Here is a 25,638-nt window from a genome sequence, read left to right as displayed (position 1 = left end):
GGGATCACAGGGAGACGGTGACGCCCTCCCGGGCCGAGCGGCGGGCCGCCTCCAGCACATCGAGCGCCGCGGCGGCCTCCGTCGCCGTCACCGGTGGTCCGGTGCCGTCGCGCAGGGCCCGCTCGACGGCCGCGTAGTACGCCGGGTAGTCGCCCGGCACCGTCTCGACCGGGCGGCCCCCGCCCGTCAGCGGTGACTCCCCGGCGCCGATCCGCCCCCAGGACGACTCGCCCTCCGTGCCCCAGCCCGTGCCGTCCCCCGGCCGGACGCCGGCGCGGAGGGCGGCCTCCTGGGGGTCCAGTCCGTACGTCACGAAGCCCGCCGCGCTGCCGAGCACCCGGAAGCGCGGACCCAGCTGCGCCGCCGTGGCGCTCATGTACAGATGGGAGCGGACCCCGTTGGCGTGGGTCAGCGCGATGAAGGTGTCATCGTCGGCCGCCGCTCCCGGGCGGCGCACCTCCGATTCGGCGTAGACCAGCGCGGCCGGGCCGAAGAGCGTCAGCGCCTGGTCGACGACATGGCTGCCCAGGTCGTACAGCAGTCCGCCGATCTCCTCGGGGTCCCCCGACTCCCGCCAGCCGCCCTTGAGCTGGGGCCGCCACCGTTCGAAGCGGGATTCGAAGCGCTGTACGTCGCCGAGTTCGCCGTCCTCGATGACGCGGGTGAGGGTGAGGAAGTCATTGTCCCAGCGCCGGTTCTGGAAGACCGAGAGCAGCAGTCCCCGCCGGGCGGCGAGCGCGGCCAGCTCCCGCGCCTCGGCGGCGGTGGCGGCGAGCGGTTTGTCCACGACCGCCGCGAGACCGGCGGTGAGGGCGGCCTCCGCCAGGGGGACATGGGTCTTGTTGGGGGAGGCGATCACCACCAGGTCCAGCTCGCCCGCCCGGCCCCACAGCTCCTCGGGCGCGGCGGCGAGGCGTACGCCGGGGAAGGCGGTACGGGCCTGTGCGCGCCGTTCCGGGTGGGAGGTGACGACCGTGTCCAGGGTCAGGCCCGGGGTGGCGGCGATCAGCGGGGCGTGGAAGACGGAGCCCGCGAGGCCGTAACCGATGAGTCCGACGCGGAGGGCGGTGCCGGTGCCGGTACCGGAGTCAGTCATGGGGCCCACTCAAGCAACGCTGTCGCCCTGGTGCAAGCGGCGCGGAGAGGGGGCGGGCGGGCCCTGGCGGCGCGGGTGACGGAAGCCCCGGGACGTGCGTCCCACCGGGCCGGGCGGCCTCACCGCGCGGCCCGGTGCTCAAGCGGCGGCGTGTGGCCTGCGGCGTGTGGTGGGCGATGCGCGGCCCCGCGGTGGGCGGTGGGCCGCGTGCGGCGTGCCGCGAGCCGCGGGCCCGGAGTGCGTCGGCCGGCCGGAGCCGGCCGCGAGGCCGGGCTCACCCCTCCGGCCGGTGGTCGCCCGAGGGGCGGGGCAGCGCGTTCCCGTGCCCGTCCTCGGGCGGGAAATACGCTGATAGGGCGGAGTTGCGCGGCTGTTCGGGGCCGTACGGGCCGGTAGCCGCACGGCGTGGCCCGCCCCGGGGAAGGGGGCCCGGGAGCGGGCTCAGCGGCCCGACCCGCAGCACGATCAGCAAAGGTCACCCCACACCCATGCGACTGCGCACTGCCCTCGCCGTCGGCGCCCTCGCAACCGCTGCCGCCCTCCCCGCGGCCGTGGCACCGGCCCCGGCGGCGGCGCTCCAGGCCCGGCCCGCCCCCGCCGCCCGGGAGGCCGGCACCCTCCCGGTCCTCCGGGCCCTCGCGCCCGCGCCCGCCTCCGTCCCGCGAAACCCCGCGCCCGCCTCCGTGCCCCGGGCCCCCGCCCCCCTCCCGAGGGAAGCCGCCCCGGGCCCCGCCCCCGCCCCCGGCCCCGTGCCCTTCGCCGACACCCGGCTGCCCCGCTGCGGCGCCGCGTCCGTCAAGGACTTCCCCATCGACACCCGTATCCACGCGGGCCCCTCCGTCCACCACCCCGGCGGCGGCTTCGAGCGGTGGTCCGTGGAGCTGACCAACACCACCGGCGCGACCTGCCGCAACATCCACCCCGTCCTCGTCTTCGCCGCCCGCGACCGGGGACTCACCCCCGCCCGGCTGATGCTCGAATTCCAGCAGGGGACCGGCGCCGGCGCCGGTGCCGTGCCCCGCTGGCTCCCCGCCGACCTGGAGACCACCGGCGAGGACGAGATCGTGGCCGTGCTCGACCGGGACGGCGCCGAGGGCTTCACCGTGCCGGCGCGGGCCTCCGTCACCGTGCCCGTCCGGCTCGCGCTCACCGCCGACACCCCGCCCAACCAGGTCACCGTCAACGCCGCCGTCGTCCAGCGCAGGGGCGACGACGGCGAGTGGCTCGGCCAGTCCGGCGACCACCGCTTCGCCGTGCTCGACGACAACGGCTACGGCGCCACCGTCACCCGCGACGAACTCGCCACCACCGGCTCCGGCTCCCTGCTGCGCCTCGCCGCCGCCCTCGGCGCGGTGCTCCTCGGCGGCGGCGCGCTGGCCCTGGTCTCCCGGCGGCTGCGCTCACCCGGCAGGTGATCGAGCCGATTAGGCTGTTGGTGTCGGGGTGACACAGGGCCGTGCCTCCGGCGTCCCAGCACCTCGCATCCCGTATGCAGCGCACGAGCAGGAGTCCCGTTGATGGCAGAGCGCAAGCCGATCGAATCCTGGCTCACCGACATGGACGGTGTCCTGATCCACGAAGGTGTGCCGATCCCGGGCGCCGACACCTTTCTCAGGAAGCTCCGGGAGACCGGCAAGCCCTTCCTCGTACTGACCAACAACTCCATCTACACCGCGCGCGATCTGCACGCCCGGCTCGCCCGGATGGGCCTGGACGTGCCGGTGGAGAACATCTGGACCTCCGCGCTCGCCACCGCTCGGTTCCTGGACGACCAGCGGCCGAACGGCACCGCGTATGTGATCGGCGAGGCCGGTCTCACCACCGCGCTGCACGACATCGGCTATGTCCTCACCGACCACGCCCCCGACTACGTGGTGCTCGGCGAGACCCGGACGTACAGCTTCGAGGCCCTCACCAAGGCGATCCGGCTCATCAACGGCGGCGCCAGGTTCATCTGCACCAACCCCGACGAGACCGGCCCCTCCACCGAGGGTCCGCTGCCCGCCGCCGGGTCGGTGGCCGCGCTGATCACCAAGGCGACCGGCAAGGACCCGTACTTCGCGGGCAAGCCGAACCCGCTGATGATGCGCACCGGGCTCAACGCGATCGGCGCGCACTCCGAGACCAGCGCGATGATCGGCGACCGGATGGACACCGACGTACTGGCCGGTCTGGAGGCGGGCATGGAGACCTTCCTCGTCCTGACCGGGGTCACCACCCCGCCCGACATCGACCGCTACCCCTTCCGCCCGTCCACGGTCGTGGACTCCATCGCCGACCTCGTCGAGCGCGTTTAGCCCCCCTCCCGGCGGTCGCCGTTCACTCCTGCCTCTCCGTATCGGCGCAGCTCAGCGGGGGGTACGGGAGGGAGGGCGGCCGCTGCGGATGCGAAAGCGCGCCGGACGCGTGAATCTTGCGGTACCAGGAGGTTCACGATGCGCTCACGTTCGATAGCGTTCCGTACCGCAGGGGTGGCGGCGGTGCTCGTCATGGCACCCGCGGCGGTCGGCGCGTACGCCCAGGACTCCGTCACCGTCACCGCGTATCCGGCCGAGGTCCGGCCCGGGGGTGAGGTCGAGATCCGGGTGCAGGGGTGCGCGGGCACCACCGGGACCGCCCGCTCCGGGGCCTTCGACGGCGAGGCGCGGCTCCACGGAGGCACCCGCGCGAACGAACAGCGCCCGGACGAACGGCGCCCGGATGAACAGCGCCCGGATGAACAGCGCCCGGACGAGCCGGGCACGGGACGGGACGACGAATCCGGCACCGGCTCCGGGCGGGACGACGAATCCGGCACCCGGCGCGAGGGCGGGCACGGCTCCCACACCCTCTCCGGGACCACCGGCGTCAAGTCCCGGCTGAGCCCCGGAGCCCACCACATCACCGTCCACTGCGACGGACGCGTCCACCACGCCTCCGGCACCCTCCGGGTCGTCCGCGACCACGCCCGCCCGGGCGAGCCCTCGCCCACCGCCCCGGTCCGCGCCGGTGGCGGCGGCACCGCGACACTGGCCGCGGCCGAGCAGCGGCGCGCGGAGGAGACCGAGGGCGCCGGCCCCGGCACCCCGCACACCGTCGTCGGACTGGTCCTCGCGGGCGCCGCCGCGCTCGCCGTCGCCCTCCGCTCCTCGCGCCGCCGCCAGACCGGCGGCTGAGTTGCCCGCCGCCGAACGCCCGCCGGGCTCCGGCCGGCTGTTCACCGGGGTGGCCTGGGCGGTACTGCTGCTCGGGCTCTGTCTCTGGGGCCGGGAGGCCGCCGACGGCCCCGGCACCAGCTCCGCCCCCACCACGGGCGATGTCGCCGCGGTCGGACGCCCTCTCGGGGTCCCGCTGCCCCCCGCCCACGAGCCGGTCGCGCCGGCCAGGCCCCAGCGGGTGGAGATTCCGTCGCTGGGCATCAGCGCCCCCGTGGTGCCGCGCGGCCTCGACGCCGCGGGCGCGATCGACCCGCCGCCGTACGCCCGGGCGCGGACGGTGGGCTGGTACGGCGCCGGTACGCAACCGGGCGCGCGGGGAGCGTCCCTGCTGGTCGGCCATGTGGACACCGAGACGGAGCCGGCCGTCTTCTACAGCCTGAGCACCGCCCGGCCCGGCGCCGAGGTGCGGGTGACCCGGGCGGACGGCTCGGTGGCGCGGTTCACCGTCGACGACGTCCAGGTCTTCGGCCGGGAGCGGTTCGACGCCCGGAAGGCGTACGGCCCGCGCCACTCCGGCCGGGCGGAGCTGCGGCTGATCACCTGTGGCGGCACCTTCGACCGGGCGACGGGCGGCTATACGGCCAATGTCGTGGTCTCCGCCTATCTCACCGGGGTCCGCCGGTAACGCCCGCCCCACACCGGCCCGACCGTGCGGCAACGGGGGCAAGACCGTGGGGAGACGGGCCTCGTACCCCGCTGACCTGGTGTGTCAGGATGGAATCGACCGGTTCCGACCGGGGCGGGAGGCTTCGTCGAGGCCCCGGATCAGCACGGCCGAGGGGGAGCGGATGTACGGGAGTCGGACCGGGCGCGCCATGGCGGGCGCGGCGGGGGCGGCGGCGCTGCTGCTCTCCGGGTGCTCGTCGGACAAGGGCGGGAGCCCGGCGCTGAAGGTGAGTCAGCAGCCCCGGGAGACCGACCCGTACTGGGTCAACCCGGAGGGGAACGCGGCCCGGCAGGTCGTCGCGTACCGCGAGGACGGGGACGACGAGAAGGCCGGGCTGATCGAGCGCATAGCCACCCAGCCGGTCGCCGAGTGGATCGGCACGGAGAACGTCGAGGCCGAGACCCGGCGGATCACCGAGGCGGCCACCGGGGTCGACCGGGACGCGCTGCTGGTGCTCTACAACATCCCGCACCGCGACTGCGGACAGTTCTCCAAGGGCGGCGCCGCCGACGCGGCCGCCTACCGCGACTTCGTCGACCAGGCGGCCAGGGGCATCGGCGACCGGCGGGCCACGGTGATCCTGGAACCCGACGCGGTGCTGCACCTGGTGGACAGCTGCACTCCCCGGGAGTTCCACGAGGAGCGCTACCACCTGCTGTGGGGAGCGGTCGACCGGTTGAAGAAGCAGCCGAACACCAAGGTCTACCTGGACGCGGGCAACGCCGGCTGGTCCCAGCCCGAGGCGCTCCAGGAGCCGCTGCGCCGGGCCGGTATCGACAAGGCGGACGGATTCGCCGTCAATGTGTCCAACTTCTATCCGACGGCGGCGAGCACCGAGTTCGGCAAGAGGCTCTCGGAGAAGGTCGGCGGCAAACCGTTCGTCATCGACACCAGCCGCAACGGCAGGGGCTCGTACACCGGTGGCGACCCCAAGGAGAAGTGGTGCAACCCGCCGGGCCGGGGGCTCGGTGAGGTGCCGACCACGAAGACGGCGGACCCGCTGGTGGACGCCTATCTGTGGATCAAGCGTCCGGGTGAGTCGGACGGGGACTGCAAGGGCGGCCCGAAGGCGGGCGACTGGTGGCCCGAGTACGCCCTGGGCCTGGCCCGCAACAGCGCCTGAGGCGCGCCGCCCGCCGGCCGTGCGGGGGGCCCCGGCCCGGAGCCCCCGCACCCGTGGTCAGCGGGGTCGCGCCCGTGGTCTGCGGGGTCGCGCCCGTGGTCTGCGGGATCGCGCCCGTGCTCTGCGGGATCGCGCCCGTGGCCTACGGGACCTCCACCCAGACCGCCTCCGACGGGGTCCCCCGGTCGTCCGTCACGAACAGCATGTACCGGCCCGACGGCACCAGCGCCCGGTTCCCGGGCACGGTCACCTCGACGCCGTCCGCCGTCCTCGTCATCTCCAGGGCGATGGTGCGCTGGTCCACATCGGTGACATGGGTGACCGCGCTGGGCTTCATCAGCTTCGCCGACGCCAGCGGGCGCTCGCCGCCGGCCTTGAAGGTGCCCTTGCCGCCGCGCTCGATGGTCTTCGGCCCCTCGCCCAGCTCGGGCCGGGAGTCCCGGTGGAGGTAGGGCGGGGTGTAGATCTCGATCCGCTGTTCGAAGACGCCCGGCTTGGTGTTGGCCTTGTCCGCGTAGAGCGAGTCCGAGCCGAAGATCATCACTCGGCCGTCCGGCAGCAGCAGCGAGCCCGAGTGGTAGTTGCGGCCCACCCGGGGGTCGGCGACGCGCTGGTACGTCCCGGTCTTCGGGTCGTACGTCCGGGCCTCCAGCACATTGGAGCCGCCGCGGCCCCGGTAGTCCTCGGAGCCGCCGGTGACCAGGACGGTGTCGTCGGGGAGCAGGGACGCGCTGGGGTAGCGGGTGCCCTTGTCCAGGGACGCGCCGTCCCTGAAGCGCGGCTCGTCCTCCTTGAGGTCCACCAGCCGGGACTTCTCGCTGGAGTTCTCGGACTCGCCGACCCCGCCGCCGCCGATGACCATGAACCGCTGGTCCTGGGCGGGCGGCAGCATCACCGTCGCCGAGGTCTCCATCTGGTCCGGGTCGCTCAGGCCGGGGATCTTGTCGAACTCATTGGTGTCCAGATCCCAGACGCCCGGGTCGCGGCCGACATCGGCGGGCCCGTAACCGGCGTTGGAGCCGGAGTAGAAGAGCTTGCCGTTGTCCATCAGGAAGATCGCCGGATAGGTGGGGAACTTCCGGATCTTCCCGGTGTACTCCCACTTCCTGGTCTCCGGGTCGTAGACCTCGTCCTTGCCGGGCACGATGGCGCCGATCTCGTCGAGGCCGGAGAGCGCGAGCACCTTGCCGTCGTCGAGCGTCGTCAGCGTCGGGTACCAGCGGGCCTCGTTCATCGGGTCGACGGGGATGTACTTCTCGGCCACCGGGTCGAACTCGTAGGAGTCCTTGATGCCCTGGAAGTCCTTCTTGTCGAGCGCGAGCTTCTGGGCGATGCCGTAGACATTGCGGGTGTCCGGCCCCTTGAGGCCGTGCACCCGGTAGTTGTCCTCGGTGCCGGTCTCGTGCTCCTTGCCGGTCTTCTCCGCCTCGACATAGATCCGGCCGAGCCCGGCCTCGGTCCGCAGGAACCGCCCGGTCGCCTTGTCGAAGACCTTCTTCGCCTTCTCCACCAGGACCGGGTCCTTGGAGACGAAGGTCTTGCCGTTCTCCTTGCCCGTGAACCTGGTCCCGGCGGGGATGGTCTTGGGCGCGTCGGGGTCCTCGTTGTGGACGATCATCAGACCGCCCGCCTTGGTGACATCGCCCTGGAGCTTCTCGTACCGCTTGGTGCCACCCGCCACCAGGAGCTTGCCGTCGGGGAGCTGGGTGTGTCCGGCGCAGAACATGTCGGCCGGGGTGGGGATCTTCTTGAAGGAGTTCTCCTTCGGGTCCCACAGCACGGTCTCGAACTTCTTCGCGTCGAAGTTCTTCTGGTTGTTGCCGGAGCCGGCGATCAGCAGCACCTTGCCGGTGTGCAGCAGCGCCGCGTGGATGGCGTTCACCCGGTACTCGGAGGGGATCTCCAGGAAGTCCCACTTGCCGTTGGCGGCCTTGTACTCCGGCTGGTTGATCTTGTAGTCGTGGTATTTCTCGGTGCCGAAGCGCCAGAGCGCCGGCCCGTTCATGCCGGCCACCGCGCAGGCCACCGCCGCGCCTATCGCTATGCGACGGGCGCGCCTCTTGCGGTGGTTGGTCCGGACGGCGCGCCTGCTCATTTCTTACGTCCCCCAAGGGCGATCTGCATGGTCTGTTCCGCGTCATGGGCCGGGCCGGTCCCACCGGGCGCGGGCCCGGCCTGCGGCGGCACGGCCGCCGGCGGTGCCGGTGCCGGTGCCGGGGCTGCTCCCGGGGCCGGCCCCGCGGCGCGCGCCCGGCCGCCGGACCCGCGCTTCCTGCGGCGGCTCCGCTTCTTCTTCTCCTCGCGCAGCGTGTGGCGCCAGATCAGGATCGGCGCGGCCGTGATCAGCATCGCCAGCGTCGCCCAGGTGATCATCGCCGGGTGGTCGTGCCCGAAGACGAAGGAGGCTCCGAGGGAGAGGCCGAAGACCGCGATGAAGAAGAGATGGATGCGGAAGGTGCCGAAGAGGGTGTCCGGGCTGGAGGAGTCGCCCTTCGGGGTGACGACGAAGGAGCTCTTGCGGCGCAGTACGGCGTCCATCAGCGAGCGGGCGTAGACGGGGGCGGAGAGCGCCGACATCATCATGCCCGCGAGGCCGCCGGAGCCCTCGGGCTCGTGCGGCGACACGTTGTGGCGCCGGTTCCAGATGTAGAGGCCGATCTGGAGCGCCGAGGCGTTGCCGTACAGCATCATCCAGATGACCGGGTCGATCTGCACACCCGACGCGCCCATGCCCAGGAAGAGCGCGCAGCTCAGCGCCGCCAGAATCCAGTTGAGGGCCGACATCGGATAGAAGATGATCATCATGGTGTAGTTGAAGAGCTTGCCGGCCGGCAGTGAGCCGTACCCCCTCCAGTACTGCTTGAGGATCGTCTCGTACGTGCCGCGGGACCAGCGCAGCTGCTGGGTGAAGAAGTCGGTCCAGGCGGTGGGGCCCTCGCCGACGGCCAGCACGTCCGGGGTGTAGACCGAGCGCCACCGGTTGCCGGAGGCCGGGTTCTTCGCCCGGTGCATCTCGAAGCCGGTCGCCATGTCCTCGGTGATCGAGTCGTACAGCCCGCCGATCTGCTTCAGCGCCGATATGCGCACCGCGTTGGAGGTGCCGACGAACATGGGCGCGCCATAGCGGTTGCCCGCGCGCTGGATCAGGGCGTGGAAGAGGAACTGCTGGGACTCGGCGGCCTTGGTGACGAAGGTGTCGTAGTTGCCGTACACCTGGGGGCCGATGACGAAGCCGACATCCGGGTCGCGGAAGTAGCCGAGCATCCGCTCCAGGTAGTTGGGGAGCGGGATGTGGTCGGTGTCGACGGAGGCGAAGAAGTCGTAGTCGCCGCCGTGCGCCTGGAGCCAGGCGTTGTAGTTGCCGTGCTTGGTCTTGGCGCGGTGCGGGCCCTTGGGCTGGTTCCACTTCTCGACGCCCTTGCGGGAGAAGTGGTGGACGCCGAGCCGGGCGCAGACCTCCTTGACCTCGGGGTCGTCGCCCTCGTCCAGCAGCCAGACGTGCATGACGCCCCGGTGGCGGATGCGCACCGCCGCCTCCAGGGTCTTCGTCACCATCTCCAGGGGCTCCTTGCCCGGCACGAAGGAGGTGAGGAAGGCGACCCTGGTGCCGCTCTCGGGGACCACCGGGACGGGGTCGCGCGCCACCAGCGTGGCGTGGGCGTTGGAGAGCACGTTCATCGTGCGGAACAGCTCGATCAGACCGATCGAGACCAGCATGACGATGTCGAGGACGAGCAGGGTGTCGTTCTTCAGGTTGGGGTCGCGCTCGGTCCAGTGCGACGGCTGCATCAGCCAGAGGAAGAGCCCGAGGGAGACCAGGGGGGCCGAGCCCAGCAGCAGGGCCGCCCGTATCCGGTGCGGTTCCTGGGAGAGGAGCGAGCGGTACTGGACGGTGTAGGGCTGGTCCGCGGGTATCTGGGTGAGGGGTCCGGCCAGCCGGCTGTAGTGCTCGTAGTCGTACCGGGGCGGCGCTTTGCGGGTCCGCGGGCCCCGGCCGCCGGTGCGGAGGTCCGCGGGCACTCTGAGCTGGGCCGTCCGGGCAGGGTCGCCGGACCCCCCGGCGTCCTTGGGCGTCGACGTCATTGGTCATCCCCCCGCACGCAGGAAGCTGCGTGTGCTGTGGTGGTGGTCGTTGAGTTCCGGCCACAGGACCCCTCGACCTGTTGACCTGAACTGGTGGGTGGCGGGCGGCTGTCGGCACAGACGGAGAACAGTCGCTCGCCGGTTGCATGATGCCTGGTGCCCGAGGGAGCCGCGCACGGGGCCCCCACCCCGTGCACACACAGCGGAATCATGCGTTCCAGGCGCCCTCAACTGCGCTGAACGCATGCTCGGCCGAGGGCGATGGATTCAGGATAGAGTCTCCGACCGCCTTCATGATCGCAAGGGTCAAATGACGCGGAATCGGTCATTTGTACGATTCACAAGGAGGCTGTGAAAATGCCGCCGCCATATGTGGATGGCTGGAAATCGGCTACCGAATGAACGGGTGGTCGCGTCGGTGGGGGGTGGGGGCCGGCGGTGGGCCGGGGGCGGATACGACGGAGACCTCCTCGCCGATGGCGAGGAGGTCTCCGTTGCGCGTGCGCCGCCAGGGACTCGAACCCCGGACCCGCTGATTAAGAGTCAGCTGCTCTAACCAACTGAGCTAGCGGCGCCTGCTGACCTGGAGAACTCTACCGGACCGCGCGGGGTGCTCCGGACCAACCGGCCGCACCCGGCCTGTCGGATGGTCGGTTTTTACCCTCGATCCCGCAAAATGTGAGAAATCATGACAAGAGGGGTTCATGGTGATGGGCCCGAGAGAACTTCCGTAGCGCGGAGGGGACACGTATGACAGTGCCGGTCTTCGAGGAGTACGAACCCGCTTCCGACTGCGACTGCCCCGGGTGCGTCCAGCAGCGCCGGGTGCTCGCGGCCGGGGGGCATCCGGCGGCCCACGGCTGCCGGCGGGCGCTGGTGCTGTTCACGGCGGCGGGGGTGGTGCTGGGCGGCGGGGGAGCCGGGCAGGCGCACGCGGACCGCGCGGCCGACCCGGTGGGCCGGGGCCGGGGTGCCGCACCCGTGGTGGGAGCGGGCCCCGGTGCGGCCCCGGTGCCGGTGCCGGCCGCCGTGCCCGTCCCGGGGGCCGGTGCGGCGTCCCCGGGCGGTACGGCCTCCGGTGCCGCGCCGGTTCCCGGAATCGGCGCCGCCGCCGGGGCGCGGGCCGACGAGGGGGGCGTCGGGGCCGAGCCGGGGCACGAGCAGGGGGGCCGGGGGCCGCTGCACGGGCGCCCGCTCCCCGGGCCCTCCGGCGAACCGGCCCCCGCCGCGCCGCGCGAGACCACCCGGGCCGAGATCATCGCCCGCGCCCGGGGGTGGGTCGACGCCAAGGTCCCGTACAGCATGCAGGCCTACTGGACCGACGGATACCGGCAGGACTGCTCGGGCTATGTCTCCATGGCCTGGAACCTGGCGGGCAACGAGTGGACGGGCACTCTCGCGCAGTACGGCACCCGCATCGCCCGGGAGGACCTCCAGCCCGGGGACATCCTGCTCTTCCACAACCCGGCCAGCCCCACCACCGGCTCGCACGTCACGATCTTCGGCGGCTGGACCGACGCCACCCGCAAGACCTATGTGGCCTATGAGCAGACCAAGCCGCACACCCTCAAGCGGTCCACCCCCATGGCGTACTGGTCCAACTCGGACCGCTATGTGGCCTACCGCTACAACGGGGTGACCGGCGAGGCGGCACCCGCCGGCACGGCCGCGGCGGGCGGCGAGTCGGCCGACTCCTACCCGGGCGCCTCCGCGTTCGGGCCCGGCGCGGTCAACGCGCATGTCACCCGGCTCGGCGAGCTGCTGATCGCGCGCGGCGGCAAGCGCTTCTACACCGAGGGCCCCGGCCCCGAGTGGGGCGAGGCCGACCGCCGGGCGACGGAGGCGTTCCAGCTCGCGCAGGGGTGGCGGGGCGCGGAGGCGGACGGACTCCCCGGCCCCGAGACCTGGCGGCTCCTGGTGACCGGCACGGGCCGGGACATCCCCCCGGCCCCGGCCCCGGGCGGTGCGGGAACGGTTCCGCCGCCCGCGCCGGGTGGTGCGGGACCGGCCCCGGCCGGCGGTGCGGCGCCCGCGTCCGGCGGCGCGACCCCGGCTCCCGCGCGCGGGTCCGGTGGGGTCGCCGCAGGGGTGCCGGCGTACCCCGGGCCGGGGTACTTCCGGCCCGGGGCCGGCAGCGACCATGTCACCCGGCTCGGGCGGCGGCTGGTCGAGCTGGGGCACGGCAGGCACTACACCGAGGGCCCCGGGCCGCGCTGGAGCGAGGCCGACCGGCGGAATGTGGAGTCCTTCCAGCGGGCCCAGGGGTGGAGCGGCCCGGCGGCCGACGGCTACCCCGGGCCGGAGACCTGGCGCCGGCTCTTCGCCGCCGACACCGCCGACACCGCCGACACCGCCGGCAGCGGCCCCGGGCCGACCCGGGGCGCCCGCGCCGGGCACCTCGCCCGGGAGGCCGCCGCCGCCCGGAGGCCGGACACGCAGGGGACACCGACAGGGGAAACGGGAGAGCAGTCATGAGCACCACGACATCGGGGCCCGCGCCGGGGCCGGAGGGCGGCGGCCGGTCCCCGGCCGCCCCGTCGAGACACACCCCGGTCATCGCCCAGGAGGCCACCACCGAGATCCCGGTGCATCTGCTCTTCCGCGACACCGACTCCCCGCCGGTGGCGCTGCGCACCGCCGTGGTGGGCCGCCGCCAGGGCACGGGGGAGCAGCCCAGGGTCGCCCGCGGACCGGCGGCCGGCCCCCCGGCGGCCCCCGCCCCCGCCCGGCGGGCCGCCCCGCCCGCCGACCCGGGGCTGGCGGAGCGGCCCGGAGCGGTGCTGCCCGGCTGGACCGGGCTGGTGGCGGGCGCCTGCGCGCTCGCCGGAACCGGCACCGTGCTGTGGGGCGCCGGGGCCGCCCCGGCGATGGTGACCAGGCTCCTCGGGCTCACCCCGTACCCCTTCCACGGCATCGGGCTCGGCCTGTGGTGTCTGCTCGCGCTCGGGGTGGTGCTGGTGCTCTTCACTCTCGGGGGGATCGGGCGCGGCACGGTCGGCCATGTCTGGGTGCTGACGCAGTTCGGCGAGTACCGGGGAAGCGTGCGCCGCACGGGGCTGCTCTGGATGAGCCCGCTGCTGCTGCGCCGCCGGGTCGATGTGCGGCTGCGGCACTGGCGCAGCGACCCGATGCCCGCCGTGGACGCGGACGGCACCGCGCTGCGGGTCGTGGTCCTGGTGGTGTGGCGGGTGCGCGATACGGCACGGGCGGTGCTCGGCGTGGAGGACCACGAGGAGTATCTGAGCGAGCAGGTGGAGTCGGCGATGGCGCGGGTCCTCTCGCAACTGCCCCTGGACGCGCCCTCGGTGTCCGGCGCGGGCGGTCTGCTCCACGAGGAGACACCGACGCTGCGGGACGCGGAGGCGGTCGGCGGCGCGCTCACCCGGATGCTGTCGGCGGAGTGCGCGCCGGTCGGGATCGAGGTCTTCTCGGCGCAGCCGGTGGGCATCGAGTACGCCCCGGAGGTGGCGGCGGCGATGCAGCGCACCCAGATCGCGGCGATCGACGCCCGGCACCGGGACCGGGTGCTCACCTCGGTGGTGGACGCGGTCGACGACACGGTGACCCGGCTGACCGCCCGGGGCCTGGTGGAGCTGGACGACTACGAGCGCAAGGCCCTGGTCAAGGATCTGACGGTGGCGTTCTACGCGAGCCGGTCGGCGCCCCGGGAGGAGTGAGGCGCACGGGTCCAGGCGGCTTCCGCGACCGCCGGGAGGCCGTTACCGGCTTGTTGGGGTTCGGCTGGTTCCGGGCGGACGGAAGCGTGCCTTCCGGGTAAGCGGAGGACGGCCGGCGCGACCCCTCGGAGCGCACAAGGGCAAGCCACAGCCAACGTACGGCGGTTTGGATGATTGATCACCGAGGTTAAGGGGAAGCCACCGCCGCATGGCGCCGAGGTTGGCAATTGGTCTGGACATGGTGAACTTCGGTCAATACATTGGTCCTTGGTCTAGACCTGACGGGACGCGAGAAGGAGCGTTCCCATATCCGCATTGATTCACCCCCACGCACGCGTGCAGTACGGCTCACTGAACTCCCCCACGTTCCCTGGAGCGAAGCATGCGCAAGAAGATGACCGCCGCCGCAGTCGGCCTTCTGGTGACGGGCGCGACCGTGCTCGCCACCGGCAGTGCCAACAGCCATGGCTACACCGAGTCCCCGATCAGCCGTCAGAAGCTCTGTGCCAATGGCACCGTGTCGAACTGTGGCTCCATCCAGTGGGAGCCCCAGAGCGTCGAGGGCCTGAAGGGCTTCCCGGCCGCGGGACCCGCTGACGGCCAGATCTGCGCCGGCGGCAACGGCGGATTCGCCCCGCTGGACAACCCGCGCGGTGGACAGTGGCCCGCCACCCAGCTCAGCTCGGGTGCGAACCACACCTTCTCCTGGCGCTTCACGGCCAGGCACGCCACCACCGATTTCAAGTACTACATCACCAAGCAGGGCTGGAACCCCAGTGACCCGCTGACCAGGGCGTCGCTTGAGCCGCAGCCGTTCCTGACGGTGCCCTACGGTGGCAAGCAGCCCCCGCAGACGCTCTCGCACGCGGGCAAGCTGCCCAACCGCACGGGCAAGCACCTCATCCTCGCGGTGTGGACCGTGCACGACACCCCGAACGCGTTCTACGCGTGCTCGGACGTCAAGTTCTGACGGTCAGCAGGTGACCGTGCGGCGGCACGGGAAGCGCGGACACACCCATGACCGCGGAACCCGTGCGGCGCCACTGAGGTGACCACCGGGTGGGGCTGAGGGACCGGAGCCGGGTCCTCAGCCACCACCGGGTGACCTCCGGCGCCGGCCGTACGGGCTGCGCTCCTCGTGGATCTTCCGCCGCGGGGAGCGGAGCCGCATACCGGGGTGCTGTCCCACAGCACCCCGTGTTCTCCGCTGTGGCTCGGCACGGCGGCCCTGGCCGGGGCCGCCGTCGCGGGCCGGAGCCGGCCGGGGCATCACCGCGCCGGCCGCTGATCTGCTCCGGGGGACGGCTCGCGGCGGCGGGCCGCTCCCCGGTGGATCACTTCCGGCCGCTCCCCGGTGGACCCCCGGGACGGGTGTGTCGGGAGCACCCCGTGGGACCGGGTACTATTTATGTCGTCAAGCGCCGCTAGCTCAGTTGGTTAGAGCAGCTGACTCTTAATCAGCGGGTCCGGGGTTCGAGTCCCTGGCGGCGCACACTGATCGTCTCGGGCGTTCCGGTTCACCGGAACGCCCGAGGTGTTTTCCCAGCTCAGACGGGGTGCCGGGGGCTCAGAGGGCCAGCGAGAGGACCACCGGCGCCGCCTTGCGGTTCAGCTTCTCCGCCGCCGCGCGCAGCCGGTGGGCGTGCTCGATCGGCAGCGAGAGCGCCAGGCACCCCACCGCGGCCCCCGCGGTCAGCGGGACCGCCGCGCAGACGGTGCCCACCGCGTACTCCTGGAGATCGAGGACCGGGACGGTCGGCGGCTGGCTGTCCAGCTTGGAGAAGAGCAGCTTCTCGCTGGTGATCGTCCGCGAGGTGAACCGGGTGATCCGGTGCCGCGCCAGATGGTCCCGGCGGCCGTCCCGGTCGAGCTGGGTCAGCAGACACTTCCCGAGCGCGCTGGCGTGCGCGGCGAAGCGGAAGTCCACGTACTCGTTGACCTTCGGGGTGCGCGGTCCGTCCGCGTACTGCGTGATCCGGACCTCGCCGTCGACATAGCGGCTGAGGTAGACGGCGGCGCCGACCGAGTCGCGGATCTCCGCCAGGGTGTCCTGGAGCTTCGCCTCCAGCGCCTGCTCGCGGCTGGCCCCGGAGCCCAGCAGCACCAGCGAGTCGCCGATGGCGTACGCGCCGCCGCTGAGCCGCTCGACATACCCCTCGCGCAGCAGCATCGCCAGCAGGGGAGCGAGATGGCCGGCCGGCAGTCCGGCCTCGCGGCCGATCTGCTCGTCGCTGACACCGCCGGAGTGCCGGGAGACCGTCTCCAGGACGCGCAGCACGTACTGCACCGAGTGGAACGGCGCGGTCGGCCCCGGGTTCAGCGTCACGGTCTCCCCCTTCACAGGTCGTCGCCGCACACCATCCGTACCACGATAGCCGCCAAGAGCATCCGGATGGACCGTGGTTGGCGAGAATACGGGGCAGCCCCCTCCGTATCCCGCGATCCACCGCGCGGACATATGCCAATGACAAGGAGGGGTGCCCCGGTGGTTCTCAGAGCACCGCGCTGAGAAACTCCCGGGTCCGCTGCTTCTCCGGATCGTTGAACATCTTCTCCGGGTGACCGAATTCAATCACCTTGCCCTCGTCGAACATCATCACGCAGTCGGAGACGTCCCGGGCGAAGTTCATCTCGTGCGTGACACAGAGCATGGTGATGTCGGTGGTGTGCGCGATGTCCCGGAGCAGATCCAGCACCCCGACCACCAGCTCCGGGTCGAGCGCCGATGTGACCTCGTCCAGGAGCAGCACCTTCGGCCGCATCGCCAGCGCCCGCGCGATCGCGACCCGCTGCTGCTGACCGCCCGAGAGCTGGCTCGGATAGGCGTCGCAGCGGTCCCCGAGCCCCACCAGGTCCAGCAGTTCACGGGCCCGCTCGTCGGCCTCGTCCCGGGAGAGGCCCAGCACGTGCACGGGAGCCTCGGTGATATTCCTGAGTACCTTCATATTGGGGAAGAGATTGAACTGCTGGAACACCATCCCGATGTTCTTGCGCACCTCCCGGATGTGTTTCTCGCCCGCCGGTACGAGCTTTCCGTCCCGGCGCTCATGGCACAGCAGTTCGCCGTCGACCGTGATGGTTCCCTCGTCCGGCTTCAGCAGGGTCATCAGCAGCCGCAGAATCGTGGTCTTGCCGGACCCGGAGGGCCCGATGAGCGTCACGTGCTTGCGCGGATAGACCGTGAAGTCCAGCGAGTCGAGGACGGTGTTGGAGCCGAACCTCTTGGTGACGTTGTCGAAGCGGATCAGCCCCTGATCGGTGGCGGGGGCGGGCGCCGCGGCGGGGGCGGCGGCCGGGTTGGCGTTGGTGTCAGCGGACAAGACGACGCTCCAGTGCTCGCATGAGAAGGGATGCCGGATAGGAGATGAGGATGAAGGCGACACCCACGACGGTGAACGCCTCGACCGTCAGGAAGGTCTCGGAGGCGAACTGCCGGGCCTCGCCGAGCATGTCCATCACACCGATGACGAAGATCATCGGAGTGTCCTTCAGCATCGCGATGACATAGTTCCCGAGCGCCGGCGCGACCCGGCGGACCGCCTGGGGCAGGATCACCGCGCCCCAGGTGCGCCGCCGCGGCAGGCTCAGCGCGGTCGCGGCCTCCCACTGGCCCCGGGGAACGCCGTCGATACCCGCGCGGTAGACCTCGGAGGTGTACGTCGAGTAGTGCAGACCGAGCCCCACGACACCGGTCACCATCGCCGAGAGGGTGATCCCCCACTCCGGCAGGACGTAGTAGAGGAAGAAGAGCTGCACCAGCAGCGGCGTGTTGCGGATGAACTCGGTGACCACCGCCACCGGCCAGCGCACCACCGCCGGGCCCGAGCGCTGCGCCACCGCCCACACCAGACCGAGGGCGAACGCGAGGAGCGCGCCCAGCACCAGCGCCTGCACGGTGACCAGCAGACCGTCCCAGAAACGCGGCATGAAGGCGTCGACCGCCGACCAGTCCCACCGCATCAGCGCTCACCTCCCGCGGCGACCGGGGTCTTCGCGCTCTTCGGCGCGGCGGCGGACCGCACCCGCTCGCGCAGCGAGGGTTCCCGTTTCACCGGCCGCTGCCCGATCCCGGCCTTCGCCTGGCGCTCCAGCACCCGCATCCCGCGCGTCAGCACAAAGGCGAGGACGAAGTACATCACCAGGATCACCGTGTACACGGGAGCGCTCTGGCCGGTGGCGTTGCGCACCAGCGAGGCGCCGAAGGCGATATCGGCGACCCCCATGATGGAGACCAGCGCGGTGCCCTTGAGCAGCTCGACCAGCAGATTGTTGAACGGCGGGATCATCTCCGGCCACGCCTGCGGAAGAACGATTTTCCGCAGCTGCTGGGAGGGGGTGAAGCTCAGCGCGATCCCCGCCTCCCGCTGCCCCGCCGACACGGCGGCCACCGCTCCCCGCACCACCTCGGAGCCGTACGCGCCGTAAGTGAGACCCAGCGACAGCACGGCGGCCCACATCGGCACCAGCTGCCAGCCGAAGCCCAGCGGCAGCACGAAGAAGATCCAGAACATCAGGATCAGCGCCGACGTGCCCCGGAAGATCTCGAAGTAGGTCCCCGCGAGGAAGCGCACGATCCAGAGCCGGTGGGCGCGTGCCAGCCCGATGACCAGGGAGACGGCCGCGGCGAGCGCGGCGCTGTAGACGGTGAGCTGGACGGTGATCCAGACACCTTTCAGGAGGAGTTCCCACAAACCCGGGCTGATTTCGCTCATGGCCGGCACTTCTCCTCGGCGGTGATGGTGGTCATCTGGTCCTTCGTGAAACCGAAGGGCCGCATGATGTCCAGCAGCTCACCGCTCTTCTTCAGCTTGTGCAGCTCGCGGTTGAACGCGTCCCGGAGATCGGTCTCCGGGGTGCGGAAGGCGAATCCGCCGACGTCGATGACGGGTTTCCCGTCGACGTACGGAGTCACCTCGTCGGTCGCCTCGACCCGCTCGCTGTCGCTCTCCCGCACGACATTGCGCACGGTGACGGCGGTGCCGACGAAGACGTCGACCCGGCCCTGCTCCACGGCGAGCAGCCCCGCGAGCTGGTCGGGGAGGGTGCTGACCTTCCCGACCCCGGCCTCCTTGGCGTACTCGATCTCGGCGAAGCCGACACCGGTCGCCATGCTCGCCCCGGACTCGGCGATGTCCTTGTAGGTGCGGAGGTTCTTCGGATTGCCCTTCGGCACGATGAAGGCGTCGAGCATCTGGTACTCGGGGTCCGCGAAGATGACCTGTTCGCAGCGGGCGGGGTTGATGTACATCCCGGCCGCCACCACATCGAACTGGAGCGAGTTGAGCCCGGTGATCAGCGAGCCGAACTCGGTGGGGAACGGCTCGACGCTCTCGACGCCCAGCTCCCGGAAGATCCGCCGGGCGATGGCCGGCGCGGAGCCGGTCATTTCTCCGTCCTTGCCGATATAGCTGTAGGGCTGCTCACCCGCCAGCCCCAGCCGTACGGTGCCCTGCGCGCGCAACTGCTCCAGCAGCCGGCCGCCGTCTCCGGCGTCGGCCGTCGCCACCCGGCTGCAGCCGCTGAGCGCCCCGGCCGTGCCGAGCGTGCCCAGCGCCGCGGCCCCGGCGAGCAGCGAACGCCGCCGCAGGGCCGGTCCGCCGGCCTGTCCTGTTCTCTGCCGTGGTCGAGCCATGACGGCGCGGCTACCCCGAAGCGCGCCGGGTATGCGGATGAAATCCGGCCCCTCGGGGGGCCGGGGGCCGGATCTCAGCGCCGGCGGGCGCTCAGGGCAGCCGGGGCGCGGGGATCGCCGCCGCCCCCGACTCGTACAGCGCGTGCGCCGCCCGCAGCACCAGCGCGTCCGCGTGCCGCGCCCCGACGATCTGGACCCCGATCGGCAGCCCGTCCCCGTCCACCCCGCACGGCACGGTCGCGGCGGGCTGGTGGGTCAGGTTGAAGGGGTACGTGAAGGGGGTCCATCCGGACCAGCGCCCGCGCCCCGACCGGGCCGGGGCCTGCGCCCCCGCCTCGAACGCGGTGATCGGCAGGGTGGGGGTGACCAGCAGATCGTACGAGGTGTGGAAGCGGCCCATCCGCCGCCCCAGCTCCGCCCGCGCGTCCACCGCCGCCAGATGGCGCACCGCGCTGATCCGCGCCCCGGCCGCCGCCAGCTCCCGCAGCCCGGGGTCGAGGGCCTTCCGCTGCCCCGCCCCCAGCCGCTGGACCAGCCGGGCCGCCCCCGACGACCACAGGGTCCGGAAGATCTCCACCGGGTCGGTGATGTCCGGATCGGCCTCCTCCACATACGCCCCGAGCCCGGCGAGCGCCGTCACCGCTCCCCGTACCGCCGAGGCGACCGCCGGGGCCACCGCGACCTGGCCGCCGAACGACGCCGAGTAGCCGATCCGCAGCCCCCGGACGCCGTCCGAGAGCCGCTGCCGCACCGGTTCGGCGGCGGCCAGATGCGACCAGTCCCGCCAGTCCGGGCCGCTGACCACATCGAGCAGCAGCGCCGCGTCCGCCGCGTCCCGGGCCATCGGGCCGATGTGCGAGAGCGTCCCGAAGGCGCTCCCGGGGTGGAGCGGGACACGGCCGTACGTGGGTTTGAGGCCGAAGACGCCGCAGAAGGAGGCCGGGATACGGATCGAGCCGCCGCCGTCCGTCCCCAGCGACAGGGCGCCCGCGCCCAGCGCCAGCGCCGCGGCGCTGCCCCCGCTGGAGCCGCCCGCCGTGCGGGAGGGGTCGTGGGGGTTGCGGGTCACCCCGTGCCGGGGCGAGTCCGTCACCCCCTTCCAGCCGAACTCCGGGGTCGTGGTCCGCCCGATGAGGATCGCGCCGTGCGCGCGCAGCCGCCCCACCGACGGGGCGTCCTCGGCGGCGGGCACCCCCTCGCCCGTGGTCAGGGACCCGCACAGGGCCGGCACCCCGCGCTGTATCAGCAGATCCTTCAAGGTCACCGGCACCCCGTCGAGCAGCCCATCGGGCTCGCCCCGGCGCCACCGCGCGGCCGACTCCTCCGCCCGGGCGAGCGCCTCCTCGGCGTCGACCCGGACAAACGCGTTGACCAGCGGCTGCACCCTCTCGATCCGCTCCAGCGCGGCACGGGTCGCGTCGAGCGGCGAGAGGTTCCCCGAGCGGTAGCCGGAGAGCAGTTGGCGGGCGGTCGATTCGGTCGGCTCAGTCAGCGGTGCAGTCATGCAGGGGGACGTACCCACGTTTCCCGCCGGCCACCTGCGGGAAGGGGAATCCGGCCGGTCGGCCGGGTGCCCGTCCCGGGCGGCCCCGGGACGCGTCCGGGATGCTTGGGCGGCGGCCCTGCGTGGTACCTGGTCCCCGAGGTGCCCGACGAACAGGAAGGCTGCACATGACCACGGTCGGACTTCTCCACCCCGGACACTCCGCCGAGGACGACTTCCCCCGCATGGAGGTACTGCTCGACAGCGACATCCGGCTCGCCATCGTCCACACCGGTGCCGGTGAGGACGTCCAGCGGGTGGGCGCGCTGCTGTCCATGGGCGCCGCGGACCGGCTCGCGGCCGGGGTCGAGGAGCTGAGGCTCGCGGGGGCGGAGTCGGTGGTGTGGGCGTGCGCCAGCGGGAGCTTCGTGTACGGGTGGGAGGGGGCGCACCAGCAGATCCGGGCGCTCGCCCGGACGGCCGGGCTGCCCGCGTCGAGCACGTCGTTCGCCTTTGTGCACGCGGCGCGGAAGCTGGGGGCGACCCGGGTCGCCGTGGCCTCCGCGACCTACCCGGAGGACATCACCGCGCACTTCACCGAGTTCCTCGCGTCGGGCGGCCTGGACGTGGTGGCCGCGCGCGGGGGCGAGGTGCCGATGGAGGAGGCGGTGGGGTGGGGGTTCGAGGAGGTGCTGGAGCTGGCGCGGGCGGGGGATGTTCCGTCGGCGGAGGTGGTGGTGGTGCCGGATGCGGTGCTGCACACGGTGGGGTGGCTGGGGGAGCTGGAGGAGGGGGTGGGGAAGCCGGTGCTCACGGCGAATCAGGTGACGGTGTGGGAGGGGTTGCGCCTGGCGGACCGTCGGACCTGGGCGCACCATCTGGGCAGGCTCTTCGCCAAACCGTCCCCCTAGCCCCAGCCCGGGCCCGCCGCGCGCCGGGGCCGCTCCCTGAGGTGCCCCGCCCCCACGGGCGACCCGTGCACCCCCGGCCGGCCCGGGCACCCTCAGCCCGTCTGGGGGCACCTCCCGGAGGCAGCTCTGGGGGAGTGTGAGGACGGACGTCCGCACCACAGGTAACCCGAGCAGTTTCAGCCTGTCCGGCGATTGAGGACGGGCCCTGTGCCACAGGACCCCGCACCCTGCGGGCCACGGTCGGGGGCCAGCCCCCGAACCCCCGCGCCTCAAACGCCGGCGAGGCTGGGTGGCTGTGGCTCAAGCGGCGGCGGGCCGGGATTCGTGGCTCGGCTCGCCCGGTGGAGCTGAATATCGTGCCTCGGCCTGCCCGGCAGGGACGGGTGGTACGGCTCAAGCGGCGGCGGGGCCGGGTTTCGTGGCTCGGCCTGCCCGGCAGGGACGGGTGGTGTGGCTCAAGCGGCGGCGGGCCGGGATTGTTCGGGTCGCGGAGCGGGGCCGGGGTCCCGGGGGCCGCCCGGGGGCGGGCCGTCCCCGGGAATAAACGGAGACTCCCTCCTGTCGCTCCTGGTAGGCGAACCCACCACCCAGGAGGCCCCCGTGCACCCCCCAGCCCTCGGCACCGCCCCCACCCCCCTCTCCGTCCTCGACCTCGTCACCGTCGGCGACGGCACCACCCCCACCGACGCCTTCCGCGCCAGCGTCCTCCTCGCCCGCTACGCCGAGTCCCGGGGCTTCCACCGGCACTGGGTCGCCGAGCACCACTCCATGCCCGGGGTCGCCTCCTCCTCCCCGGCCGTGATCCTCGCGCACCTCGCCGCCCACACCCGCCGCATCCGGCTCGGCTCCGGCGGGGTCATGCTCCCCAACCACGCCCCCCTGGTCATCGCCGAGCAGTTCGGCACCCTGGAGGCGCTCGCCCCGGGGCGGATCGATCTCGGGCTCGGGCGCGCCCCCGGCACCGACGGCGGGACCGCCGCCGCGCTGCGCCGGAGCGACCGGATCGGCGAGGGCGCCGAGGACTTCCCCCAGCAGCTCGCCGAGCTGACCCGGTTCCTGGACGACGACTTCCCCGACGGCCACCCCTACACCCGTATCCACTCCGTCCCCGGCCCGGTCCAGGGCACCACCTCCCGGCCGCCCGTCTGGCTCCTCGGCTCCTCCGGCTTCAGCGCCCGGCTCGCCGGCGTCCTCGGGCTGCCCTTCGCCTTCGCGCACCACTTCTCCGCGCAGAACACCGTCCCCGCGCTGGAGCTGTACCGGGAGTCCTTCCGGCCGTCGGCCGCGCTGGACACGCCGTACGCCCTGGTCTGTGTCGCCGCCCTCGCGGCGGACAGCGAGCGGGAGGCCCGGCGCCAGGTGATGGCCGGCGCCCTGGCCATGCTGCGGCTGCGCACCGGCCGCCCGGGGCTGATCCCCACCCCCGAGGAGGCGGAGGCGTACCCCTTCAGCGCCCCGGAGCGGGAGTTCGTGGACGGCTGGGTCGCCACCATCCCGCACGGCACCCCGGGCACCGTCCGCGAGGGCCTCGATCTGCTCCACAAGCGCACCGGGGCCGACGAGCTGATGCTCACCGCGCACACGCACAGCAGCGCGACCCTGCTCCGCTCCTACGAACTGATCGCCGACGCCTACGACTTGCCCCGGGAAGAGGCGTCCGATGTGATTTATTCCTGAACGGTTCCTATGGCTTGTTCAAGGCATCCTTAACCGGTCCTTAAGCCGCTTGTCATGCTGGTGGCAAGCGGCTTTTCTTATGCCTGAACGGCCCTGACGAGCGGATTCTCACCAGGATTGGTCTAGTCCTTCTGTGGTCAAGACCATTGACGAGGTGGTGGCCGGATCGCTGTCCGTTCCCCCAACTCCTCCCCAGGAGACCTCCCCCCACCTCGGAGGCTGTACGTGAGCTCCCGCAGACCCCTGATCGCGGCCCTGACGACGGCGGCGGTCGCCGCCGGTGTCATGGCCGGCTTCGCCGCCACCGGCACGGCGAGTGCGACCTCTCCCCAGAGCGCCGCCGCTGCCGCCCCCACCACCGGCGGCGTGAAGATCGCGTATTACGACCAGTGGAGCGTGTACGGCAACGCCTTCTACCCCAAGCACCTGGACACCCGCGGCATCGCGGGCAAGCTGGACATCATCAACTACTCGTTCGGCAATATCCACCCCACCGAACTGACCTGCTTCCAGGCGAACAAGGCGGCGGGCGACGACAACAACCCCAACGCCGGTGACGGCGCGGGCGACTCGTACGCCGACTACCAGAAGACCTTCAACGCGGAGACCAGCGTCGACGGCGTGGCCGACCGCTGGGACCAGCCGATCGCGGGTGTCTTCAACCAGTTCAAGAAGCTGAAGGCCAAGCACCCCAAGCTGAAGATCAACATCTCGCTGGGCGGCTGGACGTACTCCAAGTACTTCCACGACGCGGCCAAGACCGACGCCACCCGCAAGAAGTTCGTCGCGTCCTGTATCAAGCAGTACATCGACGGCGATCTGCCGGTCGCGGACGGCTTCGGCGGCGTCGGATCGGCCGCCGGTGTCTTCGACGGCATCGACATCGACTGGGAGTACCCCGGCTCGAACGGCGGCCACCTGGGCAACCACTACGGCCCCGAGGACAAGGCCAACTTCACCCTGCTGCTGGCCGAGTTCCGCAAGCAGCTCGACGCCCACGGCGCGGCCAAGGGCGGCAAGAAGTACCTGCTGACCGCCGCCATGCCGGCCGGCCAGGACAAGATCAAGCACATCGAGACGGACAAGGTGGGCGCGTACCTCGACTACGCGAACATCATGACGTACGACATGCACGGATCGTGGCGCTCCAAGGGCCCGACGTACCACCAGTCGCCGCTCTACTCGCCCGCGTCCGACCCGACCGACCCGATCGCGCCGGGCACCGAGAAGTACTCGATCGACAACGCCGTGAGCGCCTGGATCGACGGCAAGCCCGCCTACGGCATCGCGGGCGGCTTCCCGGCGAAGAAGATCACGCTCGGGTACGAGATGTACTACCGCGGCTGGAAGAACGTCCCGGCCGGCGCCAAGAACGGCCTCGGCGGCTCCGCCAACGGCGGCAGCGCCCCGCGTCCGCTGAGCCAGGGCGCCGGTATCGCCAACTACAACGAGCTGGGCGGCATCGTCGACAACCCGGCGACCACCTTCTGGGACGACGAGGCGAAGGCCTCCTACTTCTACAAGGACGGCGAGTTCTTCACCGGTCTCGACAAGCGGTCCATCCAGGCCCGTGCCGACTACGCCCACCAGCGCGGTCTGGGCGGCGCGATGCTCTACTCCCTGATCGGTCTGGACCCCCAGACCAAGCTGCTCAACGACGTGGTCGCGGCGGTCGGGCCCTCCCCGGTGGACCCGAACCCCACGCCGAGCCCGAGCAACCCGAACCCGTCGCCGAGCAACCCGAACCCCTCGCCCAGCCCCAGCAACCCCAACCCGTCCCCCTCGCAGCCGGGCCCCGGCTGCACGGCGGCGGCGTGGGCCGCGAGCGGTACGTACAACACCAACGCGCTGGTCTCGCACAAGGGCCGCGTCTGGAAGGCCGGTTGGTGGACCCAGGGCGAAGAGCCCGGGACCACGGGCCAGTGGGGCGTCTGGCGCGACCAGGGCGCCTGCTGATCCAACCCCCCGGCAGCCGCCACCGCACCACCGCTGAACCGCACCACCGCACCACCCGGCAGTGAACCCCGCCGACCGGCCCCACCCGGCCGGCGGGGAAGCGGCCGGCGCACCGCACGGAAACCCAGAAGCCGCA

At 72.2% G+C, this 25,638-nt stretch carries 20 protein-coding genes and 2 tRNA genes; 12 read left to right on the top strand and 10 right to left on the bottom strand.

Translation table 11 applies throughout. The features are described from left to right. Nucleotides 1-4: 4 nt before the first annotated feature. Nucleotides 5-1,096: a Gfo/Idh/MocA family oxidoreductase gene (locus ABT122_RS20955; RefSeq protein ID WP_351554172.1), complete on the bottom strand. Its 1,092-nt coding sequence runs from the start codon at nt 1,094-1,096 to the stop codon at nt 5-7. 488 nt (nt 1,097-1,584) lie between these two features. Between ABT122_RS20955 and ABT122_RS20950 the strand changes: the two genes are divergently transcribed. The 5 genes from ABT122_RS20950 (at nt 1,585) to ABT122_RS20930 (ending at nt 6,083) form a co-directional block, all read left to right on the top strand. Next, nucleotides 1,585-2,511 carry a hypothetical protein gene (locus ABT122_RS20950; protein WP_351554169.1) on the top strand — a complete coding sequence of 309 codons (927 nt, stop codon included), beginning with the start codon at nt 1,585-1,587 and terminating at the stop codon, nt 2,509-2,511. A 102-nt stretch (nt 2,512-2,613) separates the two neighbouring features. After that, nucleotides 2,614-3,393 (top strand): HAD-IIA family hydrolase, encoded by a 780-nt coding sequence (locus ABT122_RS20945; protein WP_351554166.1) that lies wholly within the window; start codon nt 2,614-2,616, stop codon nt 3,391-3,393. Between the two features lie 138 nt (nt 3,394-3,531). Further along, nucleotides 3,532-4,251 (top strand): hypothetical protein, encoded by a 720-nt coding sequence (locus ABT122_RS20940; protein ID WP_351554163.1) that lies wholly within the window; start codon nt 3,532-3,534, stop codon nt 4,249-4,251. Nucleotide 4,252: 1 nt separating this feature from the next. Continuing rightward, entirely contained in the window at nt 4,253-4,918 is a 666-nt protein-coding gene (locus ABT122_RS20935) for a class F sortase (protein ID WP_351554160.1), read from the top strand. A 163-nt stretch (nt 4,919-5,081) separates the two neighbouring features. After that, nucleotides 5,082-6,083, top strand: a complete 1,002-nt coding sequence (locus ABT122_RS20930) for a glycoside hydrolase family 6 protein (protein WP_351554157.1) — start codon at nt 5,082-5,084, stop codon at nt 6,081-6,083. Between the two features lie 142 nt (nt 6,084-6,225). Here ABT122_RS20930 and glxA read toward each other — a convergent pair whose 3' ends face one another. From glxA to ABT122_RS20915, 3 genes are all read right to left on the bottom strand, one after another. After that, on the bottom strand, nt 6,226-8,178 hold the full coding sequence (gene glxA / locus ABT122_RS20925; protein WP_351554155.1) for a radical copper oxidase GlxA: 1,953 nt from the start codon (nt 8,176-8,178) through the stop codon (nt 6,226-6,228). After that, nucleotides 8,175-10,166, bottom strand: a complete 1,992-nt coding sequence (locus ABT122_RS20920; RefSeq protein ID WP_351554153.1) for a glycosyltransferase family 2 protein — start codon at nt 10,164-10,166, stop codon at nt 8,175-8,177. Before ABT122_RS20920 ends, glxA begins: the two co-directional genes overlap by 4 nt. A gap of 501 nt (nt 10,167-10,667) precedes the next feature. Continuing rightward, nucleotides 10,668-10,741 (bottom strand) — tRNA-Lys (locus ABT122_RS20915). A gap of 175 nt (nt 10,742-10,916) precedes the next feature. Here ABT122_RS20915 and ABT122_RS20910 point away from each other — a divergent pair. The 4 genes from ABT122_RS20910 to ABT122_RS20890 all read left to right on the top strand — a co-directional run bounded on the left by ABT122_RS20910 (nt 10,917) and on the right by ABT122_RS20890 (nt 15,335). Continuing rightward, nucleotides 10,917-12,641 (top strand): peptidoglycan-binding protein, encoded by a 1,725-nt coding sequence (locus ABT122_RS20910; RefSeq protein WP_351554150.1) that lies wholly within the window; start codon nt 10,917-10,919, stop codon nt 12,639-12,641. After that, on the top strand, nt 12,638-13,843 hold the full coding sequence (locus ABT122_RS20905) for an SPFH domain-containing protein (RefSeq protein WP_351554147.1): 1,206 nt from the start codon (nt 12,638-12,640) through the stop codon (nt 13,841-13,843). The genes ABT122_RS20910 and ABT122_RS20905 overlap by 4 nt, the downstream gene beginning before the upstream one ends. A gap of 382 nt (nt 13,844-14,225) precedes the next feature. After that, a complete protein-coding gene (locus ABT122_RS20900) occupies nt 14,226-14,813 on the top strand; it encodes a lytic polysaccharide monooxygenase auxiliary activity family 9 protein (protein WP_351554144.1) in 588 nt (195 codons plus the stop codon). Between the two features lie 448 nt (nt 14,814-15,261). After that, a tRNA-Lys gene (locus ABT122_RS20890) sits at nt 15,262-15,335 on the top strand. Nucleotides 15,336-15,410: 75 nt separating this feature from the next. On the opposite strand, the gene ABT122_RS20885 is transcribed toward ABT122_RS20890, so the two are convergent. From ABT122_RS20885 to ABT122_RS20860, 6 genes are all read right to left on the bottom strand, one after another. Further along, nucleotides 15,411-16,169 (bottom strand): IclR family transcriptional regulator, encoded by a 759-nt coding sequence (locus tag ABT122_RS20885; RefSeq protein WP_351554141.1) that lies wholly within the window; start codon nt 16,167-16,169, stop codon nt 15,411-15,413. 166 nt (nt 16,170-16,335) lie between these two features. Next, on the bottom strand, nt 16,336-17,163 hold the full coding sequence (gene ehuA / locus ABT122_RS20880) for an ectoine/hydroxyectoine ABC transporter ATP-binding protein EhuA (protein WP_451068845.1): 828 nt from the start codon (nt 17,161-17,163) through the stop codon (nt 16,336-16,338). Continuing rightward, the gene (ehuD, locus tag ABT122_RS20875) at nt 17,153-17,803 is read right to left on the bottom strand and encodes an ectoine/hydroxyectoine ABC transporter permease subunit EhuD (protein ID WP_351554138.1); all 651 of its coding nucleotides are present in this window, start codon (nt 17,801-17,803) and stop codon (nt 17,153-17,155) included. Before ehuD ends, ehuA begins: the two co-directional genes overlap by 11 nt. Beyond that, entirely contained in the window at nt 17,803-18,555 is a 753-nt protein-coding gene (gene ehuC / locus ABT122_RS20870; protein WP_351554135.1) for an ectoine/hydroxyectoine ABC transporter permease subunit EhuC, read from the bottom strand. The genes ehuD and ehuC overlap by 1 nt, the downstream gene beginning before the upstream one ends. Further along, nucleotides 18,552-19,475: an ectoine/hydroxyectoine ABC transporter substrate-binding protein EhuB gene (gene ehuB / locus ABT122_RS20865; RefSeq protein ID WP_351554132.1), complete on the bottom strand. Its 924-nt coding sequence runs from the start codon at nt 19,473-19,475 to the stop codon at nt 18,552-18,554. The genes ehuC and ehuB overlap by 4 nt, the downstream gene beginning before the upstream one ends. 91 nt (nt 19,476-19,566) lie before the next feature. Then, nucleotides 19,567-20,979, bottom strand: coding sequence for an amidase (locus ABT122_RS20860; protein ID WP_351554129.1), 1,413 nt, complete (start codon nt 20,977-20,979; stop codon nt 19,567-19,569). A gap of 167 nt (nt 20,980-21,146) precedes the next feature. Here ABT122_RS20860 and ABT122_RS20855 point away from each other — a divergent pair, with 167 nt between their 5' ends. The 3 genes from ABT122_RS20855 (at nt 21,147) to ABT122_RS20845 (ending at nt 25,502) form a co-directional block, all read left to right on the top strand. Continuing rightward, nucleotides 21,147-21,869 carry a maleate cis-trans isomerase family protein gene (locus tag ABT122_RS20855; RefSeq protein WP_351554126.1) on the top strand — a complete coding sequence of 241 codons (723 nt, stop codon included), beginning with the start codon at nt 21,147-21,149 and terminating at the stop codon, nt 21,867-21,869. A 600-nt stretch (nt 21,870-22,469) separates the two neighbouring features. Next, a complete protein-coding gene (locus tag ABT122_RS20850) occupies nt 22,470-23,546 on the top strand; it encodes an LLM class flavin-dependent oxidoreductase (protein ID WP_351554123.1) in 1,077 nt (358 codons plus the stop codon). Nucleotides 23,547-23,771: 225 nt separating this feature from the next. Beyond that, the gene (locus ABT122_RS20845) at nt 23,772-25,502 is read left to right on the top strand and encodes a glycosyl hydrolase family 18 protein (RefSeq protein WP_351554120.1); all 1,731 of its coding nucleotides are present in this window, start codon (nt 23,772-23,774) and stop codon (nt 25,500-25,502) included. Nucleotides 25,503-25,638 lie beyond the last annotated feature (136 nt).

It is taken from the genome of Streptomyces sp. NPDC001985, assembly GCF_040296845.1.
Classification (GTDB): domain Bacteria; phylum Actinomycetota; class Actinomycetes; order Streptomycetales; family Streptomycetaceae; genus Streptomyces.
This window is presented reverse-complemented; position numbering and strand designations above follow the sequence as displayed.

Coding starts and splice junctions, on each gene's coding strand:
- ABT122_RS20955 (WP_351554172.1), bottom strand. CDS start 1,096: ATGACTGACTCCGGTACCGGCACCGGCACCGCCCTCCGCGTCGGACTC.
- ABT122_RS20950 (WP_351554169.1), top strand. CDS start 1,585: ATGCGACTGCGCACTGCCCTCGCCGTCGGCGCCCTCGCAACCGCTGCC.
- ABT122_RS20945 (WP_351554166.1), top strand. CDS start 2,614: ATGGCAGAGCGCAAGCCGATCGAATCCTGGCTCACCGACATGGACGGT.
- ABT122_RS20940 (WP_351554163.1), top strand. CDS start 3,532: ATGCGCTCACGTTCGATAGCGTTCCGTACCGCAGGGGTGGCGGCGGTG.
- ABT122_RS20930 (WP_351554157.1), top strand. CDS start 5,082: ATGTACGGGAGTCGGACCGGGCGCGCCATGGCGGGCGCGGCGGGGGCG.
- glxA (WP_351554155.1), bottom strand. CDS start 8,178: ATGAGCAGGCGCGCCGTCCGGACCAACCACCGCAAGAGGCGCGCCCGT.
- ABT122_RS20920 (WP_351554153.1), bottom strand. CDS start 10,166: ATGACGTCGACGCCCAAGGACGCCGGGGGGTCCGGCGACCCTGCCCGG.
- ABT122_RS20910 (WP_351554150.1), top strand. CDS start 10,917: ATGACAGTGCCGGTCTTCGAGGAGTACGAACCCGCTTCCGACTGCGAC.
- ABT122_RS20905 (WP_351554147.1), top strand. CDS start 12,638: ATGAGCACCACGACATCGGGGCCCGCGCCGGGGCCGGAGGGCGGCGGC.
- ABT122_RS20900 (WP_351554144.1), top strand. CDS start 14,226: ATGCGCAAGAAGATGACCGCCGCCGCAGTCGGCCTTCTGGTGACGGGC.
- ehuD (WP_351554138.1), bottom strand. CDS start 17,803: ATGCGGTGGGACTGGTCGGCGGTCGACGCCTTCATGCCGCGTTTCTGG.
- ehuC (WP_351554135.1), bottom strand. CDS start 18,555: ATGAGCGAAATCAGCCCGGGTTTGTGGGAACTCCTCCTGAAAGGTGTC.
- ehuB (WP_351554132.1), bottom strand. CDS start 19,475: ATGGCTCGACCACGGCAGAGAACAGGACAGGCCGGCGGACCGGCCCTG.
- ABT122_RS20860 (WP_351554129.1), bottom strand. CDS start 20,979: ATGACTGCACCGCTGACTGAGCCGACCGAATCGACCGCCCGCCAACTG.
- ABT122_RS20855 (WP_351554126.1), top strand. CDS start 21,147: ATGACCACGGTCGGACTTCTCCACCCCGGACACTCCGCCGAGGACGAC.